The 11,864-nt window shown below is 47.9% G+C and carries 10 protein-coding genes and 3 tRNA genes; 9 read left to right on the top strand and 4 right to left on the bottom strand.

Annotated features, from left to right (window positions below; genetic code table 11):
- Nucleotides 1-424: 424 nt before the first annotated feature.
- The 3 genes from ACR64Q_RS18075 (at nucleotide 425) to ACR64Q_RS18065 (ending at nucleotide 4,615) form a co-directional block, all read left to right on the top strand.
- Nucleotides 425-2,041: an alkaline phosphatase D family protein gene (locus ACR64Q_RS18075; RefSeq protein ID WP_313732608.1), complete on the top strand. Its 1,617-nt coding sequence runs from the start codon at nucleotides 425-427 to the stop codon at nucleotides 2,039-2,041.
- 84 nt (nucleotides 2,042-2,125) lie between these two features.
- Nucleotides 2,126-3,379, top strand: coding sequence for a glycerophosphodiester phosphodiesterase (locus ACR64Q_RS18070; RefSeq protein WP_026602279.1), 1,254 nt, complete (start codon nucleotides 2,126-2,128; stop codon nucleotides 3,377-3,379).
- A gap of 435 nt (nucleotides 3,380-3,814) precedes the next feature.
- A complete protein-coding gene (locus tag ACR64Q_RS18065; protein ID WP_026602278.1) occupies nucleotides 3,815-4,615 on the top strand; it encodes a PEP-CTERM sorting domain-containing protein in 801 nt (266 codons plus the stop codon).
- Nucleotides 4,616-4,779: 164 nt separating this feature from the next.
- On the opposite strand, the gene ACR64Q_RS18060 is transcribed toward ACR64Q_RS18065, so the two are convergent.
- Nucleotides 4,780-5,562, bottom strand: a complete 783-nt coding sequence (locus ACR64Q_RS18060) for a thioredoxin fold domain-containing protein (protein ID WP_313732607.1) — start codon at nucleotides 5,560-5,562, stop codon at nucleotides 4,780-4,782.
- Between the two features lie 121 nt (nucleotides 5,563-5,683).
- On the opposite strand from ACR64Q_RS18060, the gene ACR64Q_RS18055 reads away from it, so the two are divergent.
- The gene (locus ACR64Q_RS18055) at nucleotides 5,684-5,884 is read left to right on the top strand and encodes a hypothetical protein (protein ID WP_026602276.1); all 201 of its coding nucleotides are present in this window, start codon (nucleotides 5,684-5,686) and stop codon (nucleotides 5,882-5,884) included.
- Between the two features lie 196 nt (nucleotides 5,885-6,080).
- Here the strand turns inward: ACR64Q_RS18055 and fnr are convergent, their stop codons facing one another.
- Complete coding sequence (gene fnr / locus ACR64Q_RS18050; protein WP_026602275.1) at nucleotides 6,081-6,830, bottom strand: fumarate/nitrate reduction transcriptional regulator Fnr; 750 nt, start codon at nucleotides 6,828-6,830, stop codon at nucleotides 6,081-6,083.
- Nucleotides 6,831-7,061: 231 nt separating this feature from the next.
- Here fnr and parC point away from each other — a divergent pair, with 231 nt between their 5' ends.
- The 4 genes from parC (at nucleotide 7,062) to ACR64Q_RS18030 (ending at nucleotide 9,717) form a co-directional block, all read left to right on the top strand.
- Complete coding sequence (parC, locus tag ACR64Q_RS18045; RefSeq protein ID WP_313732606.1) at nucleotides 7,062-9,299, top strand: DNA topoisomerase IV subunit A; 2,238 nt, start codon at nucleotides 7,062-7,064, stop codon at nucleotides 9,297-9,299.
- A gap of 161 nt (nucleotides 9,300-9,460) precedes the next feature.
- Nucleotides 9,461-9,537, top strand: a tRNA-Pro gene (locus ACR64Q_RS18040).
- A 6-nt stretch (nucleotides 9,538-9,543) separates the two neighbouring features.
- Nucleotides 9,544-9,620: transfer RNA gene (locus tag ACR64Q_RS18035), tRNA-Arg, on the top strand.
- Nucleotides 9,621-9,641: 21 nt separating this feature from the next.
- Nucleotides 9,642-9,717: transfer RNA gene (locus tag ACR64Q_RS18030), tRNA-His, on the top strand.
- Nucleotides 9,718-9,863: 146 nt separating this feature from the next.
- Here ACR64Q_RS18030 and ACR64Q_RS18025 read toward each other — a convergent pair.
- A complete protein-coding gene (locus ACR64Q_RS18025) occupies nucleotides 9,864-10,985 on the bottom strand; it encodes a site-specific integrase (protein WP_483823388.1) in 1,122 nt (373 codons plus the stop codon).
- On the bottom strand, nucleotides 10,975-11,145 hold the full coding sequence (locus ACR64Q_RS18020; RefSeq protein ID WP_483823387.1) for a hypothetical protein: 171 nt from the start codon (nucleotides 11,143-11,145) through the stop codon (nucleotides 10,975-10,977). The genes ACR64Q_RS18025 and ACR64Q_RS18020 overlap by 11 nt, the downstream gene beginning before the upstream one ends.
- A 314-nt stretch (nucleotides 11,146-11,459) precedes the next feature.
- Here ACR64Q_RS18020 and ACR64Q_RS18015 point away from each other — a divergent pair, with 314 nt between their 5' ends.
- Entirely contained in the window at nucleotides 11,460-11,810 is a 351-nt protein-coding gene (locus ACR64Q_RS18015) for an H-NS histone family protein (RefSeq protein ID WP_483823386.1), read from the top strand.
- Nucleotides 11,811-11,864: the final 54 nt, after the last annotated feature.

Below are 11,864 nucleotides of genomic sequence, written 5' to 3'. Positions count from 1 at the left end.
AATGCTATAGCTGGCATAACCGGCGACCATTAGTCGTATCGGCTTGAATGGCATGTTGATATGCGCGCTTGGTAAAACAACTTGCCGGGCTGCTTACGCACGCCGTTATCGGCGGCCAAGCAATTGTTAATCCACCCGTGAACCAAACGCCGAGCTTTAACGGAATATCAATAATAGACCAATCGTAACTAATTGAAATAAAAAGCGAAAGACAAAATGTTGCTTAGCAACAACCGTGCCTAAATGCGAAGCACGTCACAAAACGCGCTGGGCTGCGCCCGCCTGGTACCTAGCAAACGGAAAGCTTCTCTGCCGCTGGAATCGGCTGCAAATCTTCCGATTCTTTCTCTGCGGACCTTAATCAGATTGTCATTTGCCGCTGCCTATAATCCGGGCCTCTTCACAACGCTTAGGAGAAGTCGCCATGCAATTATTAAAACCCAGCTGTCAATTCTTAAAACCGGCCAAACTGGCATTGGCAATAGCCGGCTTGTTAGCGCTGAACGCGCCGGTATTTGCACAAACCGTTGATGTGCCGCAAATGGAGCAAGGCATCCAGATCGGTGATTTAGCGCCTGGACGCGCTATCGTCTGGAGCCGCGCCGACCGCCCGTCGCGCATGATGCTGAAATATGCTTATAACCCGCAGTTTAATGACGCGATTAGTGTGCGCGGTCCGTATGCCTTGGCCGAGACCGACTTTACCGCCCGCCAAGACCTGACCGGTTTACCCGAGGGCAAAGACGTTTATGTCAAAGTCTGGTTTGAAGATTTGACTAATGCCCGTGGCAAAAGCGAACCGGTGGTGGGGCATTTTCATACTATCGGCAAACGCGACGATATTCGTTTTGTCTGGGGTGGCGATACCGCCGGCCAAGGCTGGGGCATCAACGAAAGCTTCGGCGGCATGAAGATTTACGAAGCCATGCGCCAAGTGCAACCGCAGTTTTTCATTCAAAGTGGCGACAATGTGTATTCCGACGGCCCGATTCCGGAGAGCAAGCTGGCAGAGAATGGTCAGGTCTGGACTAACGTGGTGACGCCGGAAGTGAGTAAAGTCGCGGAAACCTTGGACGAGTTCCGTGGCCGCTACAAATACAATCTGTTAGATGAAAACGTCCGCCGCTTCAATGCCGAAGTGCCGCAAATCTGGCAGTGGGACGATCATGAAGTGGTCAATAACTGGTCGGATTCCAAGGACTTAAGCAATGATTCACGCTACACCGAAAAAAATATACCGACGCTAATTGCCCGCGCCACTAAAGCCTTCCTGGAATATGCACCTCTGCGTCCGCACGACGCCGAAGAATCCGAGCGGATTTATCGCAAAGTTTCCTACGGTAAATTGTTGGATGTGTTTGTGCTGGACATGCGTAGCTATCGCGGCCCGAATACCGCCAATCTGCAAACCCAGGAAAATGCCGAAACCGCTTTCCTCGGTGCCGAGCAAATGGCTTGGTTGCAGGATGAGTTGAAACGCTCCAAAGCCACCTGGAAAGTCATCTCCGCCGACATGCCGATTGGTTTGAATATCGGTGATGGCAATACTGCCCAAGGCCAAGCGCGTTGGGAAGCGGTTGCGAATGGTAACAACGGCCCGGCAGCAGGTCGGGAACTGGAGGTTGCTCGCTTGTTGAGTTTTATCAAGCATGAACATATCAACAACCTGGTTTGGTTGACTGCCGATGTCCACTATGCAGCCGCGCATTATTACGATCCTGCCAAAGCGGCATCCAAAGACTTCGCGCCGTTCTGGGAATTCGTCGCCGGTCCGTTAAATGCCGGTTCCTTTGGCCCCAATAGCACTGATGGCACCTTCGGCCCACAAGTAGTTTTCTCCAAAGCGCCGCCAGCCGGCCAAGCCAATCTGTCGCCTTACGCCGGCCTGCAATTTTTTGGTGAAGTGAATATCGACAAAAAAAGCCGCGCTATGACGGTGGATTTTAAGGACATCGACGGTGCCGTTGTCTTCAGCAAAACCCTGCCGGCGGAAGCCGAACGTGAGCGCGGGCACGATCATCACGACCGCGATCACGACTAACACCAAGTTGCCGGGGCGGTATTTGCCGCCCGGCAATTTCTCTGGTTAAGCCATTTAACTTCAAGCAAAATAAGGACTCCATTTATGTTGAAACCCACGTTATTGACAATTGCCATGCTGGCTGCAATCGGTGCGCAAAACAGTGCTCAGGCGCTGCCGCACAGCGAACATCACGAACATGCCAGTGCCGGCCCCTTGGTCATAGGCCATCGCGGCGCGTCCGGCTATCGTCCTGAGCATACTCTGGCTGGCTATGCCTTGGCGATTGAAATGGGTGCGGATTTTATCGAACCCGATTTGGTACTGACCAAGGACGGCCAAATGATTGCTCGCCACGAACCGATGATAGGCAGTACCACCGATGTGGCGAACCACCCGGAATTTGCTGATCGTAAAACCACCCGCATGGTTGATGGTGTGGCAGTAACCGATTGGTTTGCCAGCGACTTTAGCTTGAAAGAAATCAAAACCCTGCGCGCCATCCAAACCCGCGGTCGCGATAATTCTTATGACGGCGAGTTTGAAATCCCAACCTTGAACGAAGTGATTGCGCTGGCCAAGCTGCAAAGCGAAAAAACCGGTCGTCGGATTGGCATCTACCCTGAAATCAAACATTCCACCTATCACGCCGATCTGAAGAACGCTAAAGGTAAACCTTTATTCGGTAAAAATTTCTTCGAAGACAAGCTGCTGAAAAAGCTACATAAGGCATACGGCAACAGTGCTTGCGCGCCGGTGTTCATCCAGTCTTTCGAAGTCAGCAATCTGCAATATTTGAACCGCAAAACCGACATCAAATTGGTACAGCTGATCGATGCGGACGACGTCAATGCCGACGGCTCGATGTCGCTGGTTGCGCCGTATAAACAGCCGTATGACTTTGTCGTGAAAGGCGATCAACGTACTTTCGCCGATTTGCTGAGCAACGACGGTCTGGATTTTGTAAATACCTACGCGGATGCGGTAGGTCCGTGGAAGCCTTATCTGGTGAAAACCGTAGCTGTCGATTTTGACCGCAACGGCGATGGCAAAATCAACATTAATGACCGTATTGTCGAAGGTAGCACCGGCGTAGTAGAAATGGCCCACGACAAAGGCTTGCTAGTGCACACCTGGACCTTCCGCAATGATGCCAGCGGCTATGGCTTCGCTGACCCGCAACAGGAAATGACTTATTACTTTGATTTGGGTGTGGATGGCTTGTTTACCGACTTCGCCGACACCGGAGTAGCTGCGCGCGATGCGTCGATTAATGCGGAACATGCCGGTTTTCTGGGACGTTGTGAATCTCGCGACGACGATGGACATGAAGGTCATGCGCGCCATCATGTTCGCTGATTTGTTGTAATTCTTTAAAGTAAAACCCGGCGCGGGCGGTGCCGGGTTTTTAGGTCTGTCCTTAAATTATGTGATGCCTAGTTGGATATAAATCTACAAGTTGGTCTGTGGGTGAAAATGGGCAAGTTGCTAGTCTCCAAATCTCATGCCTTTCCCGTTGTACCATAAGTTCTCTCCGGCAATGGCCTGTTTTGGGCGTCACGTAAAAGTCTTTCCATATCCCCAAGTACGATGGAATTAAACGTCGATAAATTTTACATTTTTTAGTGGAAGTTGAGTATTCTTCTGGGTAATTTATAGCATAAAAGTCATATATATCAATTTATTAGCTATTTTTATTTTAGATTGGCCCATATTTTGCTTTGTTGCAGAGGCGTGCAGCCATTTTAGCTGCTGCCATTGAAAATTTAACTTCTACTTAATTCTGGAGATACTATGAAAACCAATGCTTTTGCGGCGCTTGTTGCTGCTGTGCTACTAACCCCAGCCGCACATGCGGGATTTGTGAATGGTAATTTTGAAACCGGCGATGCGAGTGGTTGGACAACTGGCGGCGGCTACAGAGGTAACGAATTAAACTCAACTCTGGATCCTGTGAATTACTTGCCAGGAGGCAGTAACTATAATTCTTCCTTAAACCATTCCTCTATTGTGACTGCCGGTTTTGATGCTAACACAGGGAACAATCTTAACCGAGTCTATAGCGGGAATTACTCATATCGTGTGGAAGACACTGTTACTGGCGGTTATGCTTCCGCGATTACGCAAACGGTAAGCAATTATCAAGACAGCAGCATTTTCTTTGCGTGGGCTGCGGTATTGCAAGGTGCTCACGGTGTCAATGATGCCGCAACTTTCAAATTAACGTTAACAGATTTGACCAGTATGTCAGTTTTGGTAAACAGAGAATATAACGCGGCTACTACCGGTTCAGGCGTTGACTCGCGTTTCACCTATAACGCTTCAACCGGATACTACTACACTGCTTGGCAAGTAGAGCAGTTGACTAACCTTACGTTAGGTCATACTTACCAGCTGAGCTTATTGGCTGCGGACTGCGAGCCAACCGGGCACAGAGGCTATGTCTATCTCGACGGTTTCGGTGCTGTGACTCCTCCGGTGGTGGATAACGGCACCGTTCCAGAGCCAGGTACCTTGGCTCTGTTAGGTGGCGGTTTGTTGGGTATGACCCGTTTGGCGCGTCGTAACGGTAAGGTTAATGTGATCGCCGCTTAATTAAGTTGTCGTAAACAGCCTGAAGATTGGAGCGGGCAGTTGGAAAAATTTGAATGCCCGTTCATGATGTTAGTTTTTTCTTTCAGGCCGTTTCTTTGAGATGTACCGCAGACTTCGGTTTGCGGTACTCAATGTCAAGCTGGCGCCTCCGAACAGTTTGAGCGTTACCGGCGGGTGTTAGGATTCGGAAAAAATAGTTGCTGCTTAATTTTCTCACGTAGCAATGCGAGAGCCTGGTGATCATCCCAGCCGCTCATAGTAGAGCCGTCCGCGAAGACGACGATAGGTGTCACCATTCGCCCCATCCCAAAGAAAAATCCAATATCGTTCATCATTTCGTGCGGATATGAACAACCCGGGCTAGCAGGTTCACTAGGTGCATTTTCGCGCATCATTGCCTGCCAGGATTTTGCGGCATTGCTAGAACAATAAATATTGGCTGCTTGCCGGTAGCCTTCTTCGGTTAATCCAACCGGTGCAACAAAAGCGGAAACATCTTCTTGCTCAAAGGCTCTTTCAAGTTTTCGGCAAAATGGACAATCCGGAGCCGACCAAATTACCGCCACTGCCGGTTTTCGGCGTTGAATAAAAATAAGATTTTCAAATGGCAGATACTTGATCTGTTCTTTCAGCCAATTTCTTTTTCCTTCTGAGTTGTTTTCCAAGGGGGAGCGAATGCTCCAGCCTTGAGTTCTTACATTTCCCAGCCAAGCCATATCTTCTCGAAAATAGGCGGAAGGAGCACCCGGCTGCCCCGAGCGGACGGCATAAAAGCCCGGAAAAATAGTGGGTTCGATGTGGTGTCCTTCCCGCAACGCTACACGTGTTTCTCGTTCGAACGCGGTTTTAGCCTTGGGTAGGTCAGGTTTCCAAGAGGGGCTGTCAGCAAGCGTGCTTTGGCCTGCTATACAAAGGGTCGCGATTAAAAAGCTTTTTAATGTACTCATGTGATTTTTGATGTCAGATTTCTTTACAAGACATTGTCAGAAATGTCCGGCCGGTGATTTCAGCGTCTGCGGTTTTTGCAGATGCTATTCGGAGTAGGAATTTAACGCTGTTGGGGGCATTTTGATAAGACCAACCGATCTGACGGGCCGCTATTTTATCTCTACTGCTGCGCGGTTATTAAATATATTCCTGGCATTTTACAGCCATTTGACATCGATCAAATGGCCTTATCCGATCAATGTCATGATGTTGTCCAAGCCTTATGGCTTGAAGTGCATCTCCTTTGATAATGCGCAGTTGCGCGGCAAAGGCGAATTATAAAAACATCGTCACAACCGGAAAACTTATGAAATTAATCAGCCAAGTATTATTGTTAGTTATCGCAGTAACCACCCTGGCCGCATGCGGCGAGCAAGGTGTTGGCCCGAGCAAACCAAAAGCTGATTCCTCTAAAGAAATTAAATAAGCGGCTTTAGCTTGGAATGCGATATTGCCGTGTCTTTTCGGTCCGGCAATATCAATCCGGGACACCGGCGTGGGCTGTGCAATTTATAGTGCAAGAATTAACCGCGGTTCTCAACGCGCTTAAATTGTGGATTTTTATCCCGCGTTGCTTAACGGAAATAACCCCTTGTTGGCTTAAATAAGCAAGCTGTCGGCTGACTGTTTCAATCGTCAGACCCAGAAAATTGGCGATATGCAGACGGCTCATCGTTAAATTGAATGAGGTGCTGGAAAAACCCAATGCTGCATAGCGTTGCGAGAGCATCAATAAAAAAGTCGCCATCCGTTCCTTAGCGGAGCGATGTCCAAGCAAGATAATCTTGTCGTGATCGGACGCAATTTCCTTACCTAAAATTCGCATCAGCTGGCTATGTAAGCTAGGTATCTTGCCGCATAATTCATTGAGATTGCTTAACGGCAGTTCGCAAACCGAGGCGGTTTCCAGCGCAACTGTGGTACAAGTAAAACGTCCATATTGCAGCGAATCCAGCCCCATCAATTCTCCGGGCAAATAAAATCCCATGGTTTGTTCTTCGCCTTCCGCGTTAGCGATAAAGCTCCGGAAAGAGCCTGATTTAATGGCATACAAACTGCGACAAGTATCGCCTTGCCGATAAAGTAAATCGTCAATATGCAGCGGCCGCCGTTCGCGAATTATATTCACCAGTTCTTCGACTTCGGACTGTTGTAGACCAAATGGCAAACATAATTCGGACAGCTTGCAGTTTTGGCAATTGACCTTGGTGGAGTTGGTTTCAGTCACGTTTGCCCTTGGTTAATGTCGCTGTAAATTGCATAGTAACAGAGCTTGATAAATTACTTGCCTTGCCTTGTGCTCGCGTGAGATTTTCCGCGTCTTTCCTGGTCCAGCCAGGCTTGTCCAGCTGACTGCATCCGATTTCCGATACGCCATCCTTTCGTGACTATGGTATTTTAGCGACCCTATATCGCGCCGCCATTCGCCGGCTTACAACACAGGAATATTCGCAAAACAATGGGTGTACAGGAAAACTTCGAACAACTCCCGCTAAAAGAATTCACCGAAAAAGCCTACCTGGATTACTCCATGTACGTGATTTTGGACCGGGCTTTGCCGCACATCGGCGACGGCCTGAAACCAGTACAGCGCCGGATCGTGTATGCGATGTCGGAACTGGGTTTGACCGCGCTGGCCAAGTACAAAAAATCGGCACGCACCGTCGGTGACGTGCTGGGTAAATACCATCCGCATGGTGATTCTGCTTGCTACGAAGCCATGGTGTTGATGGCGCAGGACTTTTCTTATCGCTATCCGTTAATCGACGGCCAGGGCAACTGGGGTTCACCGGACGACCCAAAATCCTTCGCGGCGATGCGTTATACCGAATCCCGCTTAACCGCCTATGCGCAAACCCTGCTCAGCGAATTGGGTCAAGGCACGGTGGACTGGACCGACAATTTCGACGGCACCTTGAAAGAGCCCAGCCTGATGCCGGCCCGCTTGCCGAATGTGCTGTTGAACGGCACCATGGGCATTGCAGTGGGTATGGCCACCGACATTCCGCCGCACAATCTGCGCGAAGTCGCCAACGCCTGTCTGCAATTACTGGACGATCCTGAAACGCCACTGGAAAACCTGCTGACGCATATCAAGGGGCCGGATTATCCAACTGATGCCGAGATCGTCACGTCTACCGCCGATATTCAAAAAATGTATGCGACCGGCAATGGCTCGGTGAAGATGCGTGCCAAATATGAGCTGGAAGATGGCAACATCGTCATCACCGCTTTGCCGCATCAAGTCTCCGGCGCCAAGTTGCTGGAACAAATTGCCGCGCAAATGCTGGCAAAAAAGCTGCCAATGATCGAGGATTTACGCGACGAATCCGATCACGAGAATCCCACCCGCTTGCTGGTTATTCCCAAGACCAAGCGCATCGATGTCGATGCGGTAATGTCGCATTTATTCGCCACCACTGATCTGGAGAAAAATTACCGGGTCAATATGAATATGATCGGTTTGAACGGGAAGCCGCAGGTCAAAAATCTACGGATGATTTTGACCGAATGGATCAGCTTCAGAACCGAAACCGTGCGCCGCCGTTTGCAATATCGCTTGGATAAAGTGCTGGCACGTTTGCATATTCTGGAAGGTTTGCTCATCGCTTATCTGAATATCGACGAAGTGATTGCCATCATCAGAGCCGAAGATCATCCCAAGCCGGTTTTGATGGAGAGGTTTGGCTTGAGCGATTTGCAAGCCGAAGCCATCCTTGAACTGAAGCTGCGCCACTTAGCCAAGCTGGAAGAAATGAAGATTCGCGGCGAACAAGACGAATTGGAGCAAGAACGGCAGGCGCTGGAAAAAACCTTGGGTTCCGAGCGATTGCTGAATCGTCTGATCCGCAAGGAAATCGAGCGCGACGCGGAAAAATACGGCGATGATCGTCGTTCGCCCATCGTCGCGCGTGATGCTGCGCAGGCGTTGGATACCACAGAGCTAATCGCCAATGAGCCGGTCACTATTATTCTGTCGCAAAAAGGCTGGATACGCGCTGCGAAGGGTTACGACATCGAGGTGGAAAGTCTCAGCTATCGAGCCGGCGATGCCTATTTGTCGTCAGCGCGAGGCCGAACTACCCAGGCTGCTTATGTGTTGGATTCCACCGGGCGGGTCTATACGATTACCACCCACGATCTGCCGTCCGCGCGCAGTCAGGGTGAGCCGCTGACAGGTCGGCTTAATCCGCCGCCCGGCAGTTTGTTTACCGATGTGTTCACCGGGCAGCCTGACGATTGGTTGTTGATTGCTAGCAATGCAGGTTATGGTTTTCGAGTGCAGTTAAAAGAACTGCAAAGTAAAAATAAGGCCGGTAAGGCCCTGTTGAGTTTGCCGACTGGCGCCAAAGTTTTAACCCCAGCGTCAATTCCAACTGGTCACGACTTGCTGGCGGTTGCAACATTGCAGGGCAGATTGTTGATATTTCCGGCGTTGGATCTGCCCGAGCTGGCGAAAGGCAAGGGGAATAAGCTGATTCAGATTCCTGGCGGGGACTTGGCTTCCGGTAAGGATGCGGTGGTTGCGGTAACAGCGCTGTCGACGAACAGCGAATTGAAAATCGTCTCCGGTAAACGGCATGTCACGCTCAAAGCTATGGATATTGCTCAATATACCGGTCATCGTGCCAATCGTGGCACAGCATTGCCGCGTGGCTTCCAAAAAGTGGACGGACTGGACTGCGTCGTGGATTAAAACTTCAAATACATTATGTCGATGTTTGTGCTGATCAGTAATAGGCTAAAAAGAGTTTGTTAGTGAAAAGTAAAAAATCTGTTGACGTAATTAATCTATGTCTTTATGATAGCGATCTTTCTGGAGTGCTTCTGCTCTTCGGGATAATAAGAAGGTCAATTCGGGGTATAGCGCAGTCTGGTAGCGCGTCTGCTTTGGGAGCAGAATGTCGGGAGTTCGAATCTCTCTACCCCGACCAAGATTTGCGCTTGTAGCTCAGCTGGATAGAGCATCGGCCTTCTAAGCCGAGGGTCGCAGGTTCGAGTCCTGCCAAGCGTGCCATCGCAAAAATTCATCATTATGGTGAGCGTAGCTCAGTTGGTAGAGTCCCGGATTGTGATTCCGGTTGTCGTGGGTTCGAGCCCCATCGTTCACCCCAATAACTTGTTGAATATCAACGGGTTTCAGTTTTAAAAGCATCATAATAAACTTATCTGGTGAAAAGTCTGGTGAAAAAGATTTTCCAAGATTCGTCGGTTTTTTTCAGCCATCCACCCGTCTTTTAAGCAAAGAACTAGTTCGGCACTAATCCTTGGTTGGTTTTACAACACGGATTTCTTTGTCATACGTTTTCAGCATTCGCGCTGTTCGATGACCGCTTGCAATTAGCTTGTCCTCATCGCTACCTTTCGTATCAGTAACACCTTTTCGTTTCAAGTCGTGAAAGGCAAAGTCAACAAATTCAGGATTCATCTCTTTTGCTAGTTTTTTAATCCGTGCCATAGCGGTTTTAAAGCTGCTCTTTTCAATCCGACGCCCCGTCTTTTTGCTAAAAAACAAAAAGAGCTCTCCAGGATTTTCGGGTAAAGATTTTTCTCGTTTGGCAAAGATTTCAGCTCGTCTTTCAATCAACGCATTAATGGCATTATTTAATCTGTCATTCCAGGCATTGATTGTGTCGCGGCTTCCTTTATGCCTTACTACTAATAACCCTTCTTCCTGACAGCGGGCATCAGTAAGTTCAAAAACTTCAACGAGGCGCATTTTGCATAAATATGCTAGCTCCATAGCTGGTCCCATGTAATCATAGGGTGATTGACGTGCTGCTTTTAATAAAATTTCATAATCTTCATCGGATGGCGTGTGTTGACGAGGATTCTCCTCGGTTTTAATTAGGGATTCCGCAAAATTTGTCTTAATTTTTCCATACTGTACGGCCCATTTACATAGGGCTTTGATGTATGAGAGCTCACGGTTAGCACGAGTGACTGATTCTTCAAGCCTTTTATCCAGATAGCGCCGTGCAAAAACCGTATCCCAAGCAGTAATTGGCAGATCACCCAATAGCTGATTACTAGATGTTTTTCTCATGCAAATCGACCGATGACACCCTAAATAATCATCTTTGGTTGTTTGCATATATTTATTCCAGGCTTTTGTTTTCTGGAACTCAAGAGAAAGCGTTAAAAAAGTAACCTGCGTCTGTTTCTTGGTGTTTTCGAATGCATTCCAAATCTGAGCTAATGTAGCCTTACTCGAACAAAGTTTTCTGGATCGCCATTTTGATAAATCATTATCAAAGTATTTTTGCATCCATTTGCCCTGGCCCGAACTGTTGTACCAGACATAAGGTGGCACTTTATCAAGCATAACGTGCTGTGGGTGTTTTGTGCTAGAACGGGGTCTGCCTTGTTTTTTAGCGCTCATAAAATTCAATGTCTCCATAGTGGTTATCGTTAACTGAATCGATTTTTGCACCAACTCCAAGCGCGGCATTTAATGCATCTATTGTTGTGAAAATCTGATTGTTTTTGCCAAAAAGAATTTTCACGCCATTTTTTTTCAGGCAGTTTTCTACGTCAGCCATGCGTTCATAGCCTGTCGCACGTTTTAAGTCTTCATAAAATATTAGTGTCATAGTCGTGATAAATGGTGGTTTAAGTTTTGTTAATCTTATGATTGGGGTTTTTAAGATTCGCTCATTAATGTTAATCAATTATCTGAAGAACAGTCCGTATAATCCAGTCATGGTCGTATTATAGGTTGACATATGAAAATCGGAAACAAGGTGCATAGTGTTATTTTTTATGTTCATGGCGATTAATCCTGAAACATTCATGTTGCAAATCACTCATGCGTTGTTAAAATGCATGCACGTTTATTTCATTCAGAGTAAAAAGCATGGCAACTTATCACGAGCTACAAGACCAGATTAGAACGCTTCAAGCACAGGCCGAGGCACTTAAAGCCGAAGAATTACCTTTGATCATTGCAGACATCAAAAAGAAAATTGAAGAGTACGGCATTAAAGCTGATCAGATTTTTGGTGAATCTGAGCTGCCTATCCGTAATAGCCAGAATAAGGCGTCTCTATCAACAAAAACACCTCTTGCAATGAAATACGAGTGCGAGGGCGTACAATGGTCCGGCAGAGGCAAAAGGCCGAAGATTTTTACCGAGGCAATAGAAAAGGCTGCTGCGAATGGAATAACATTAACAATGGATGACTTTTTAATAAAAAATAGCGCATAAAAATGCTACTTGATTTATTGGCTAGGTGCTTTTATAGCTCATATCACTACAAAT

The sequence above is a fragment of the Methylomonas sp. 2F7 genome (assembly GCF_057126975.1).
Note: the sequence above shows the minus strand (reverse complement) of the source record. Positions and strands in the feature narration are given on the sequence as shown.

Bases quoted from the DNA above. Each gene is read 5' to 3' on its own strand.
- ACR64Q_RS18015 (WP_483823386.1), top strand. From the start codon at position 11,460: ATGGCAACTTATCACGAGCTACAAGACCAGATTAGAACGCTTCAAGCA.
- ACR64Q_RS18065 (WP_026602278.1), top strand. From the start codon at position 3,815: ATGAAAACCAATGCTTTTGCGGCGCTTGTTGCTGCTGTGCTACTAACC.
- parC (WP_313732606.1), top strand. From the start codon at position 7,062: ATGGGTGTACAGGAAAACTTCGAACAACTCCCGCTAAAAGAATTCACC.
- ACR64Q_RS18060 (WP_313732607.1), bottom strand. From the start codon at position 5,562: ATGAGTACATTAAAAAGCTTTTTAATCGCGACCCTTTGTATAGCAGGC.
- ACR64Q_RS18070 (WP_026602279.1), top strand. From the start codon at position 2,126: ATGTTGAAACCCACGTTATTGACAATTGCCATGCTGGCTGCAATCGGT.
- ACR64Q_RS18020 (WP_483823387.1), bottom strand. From the start codon at position 11,145: ATGGCTGACGTAGAAAACTGCCTGAAAAAAAATGGCGTGAAAATTCTT.
- ACR64Q_RS18075 (WP_313732608.1), top strand. From the start codon at position 425: ATGCAATTATTAAAACCCAGCTGTCAATTCTTAAAACCGGCCAAACTG.
- ACR64Q_RS18025 (WP_483823388.1), bottom strand. From the start codon at position 10,985: ATGAGCGCTAAAAAACAAGGCAGACCCCGTTCTAGCACAAAACACCCA.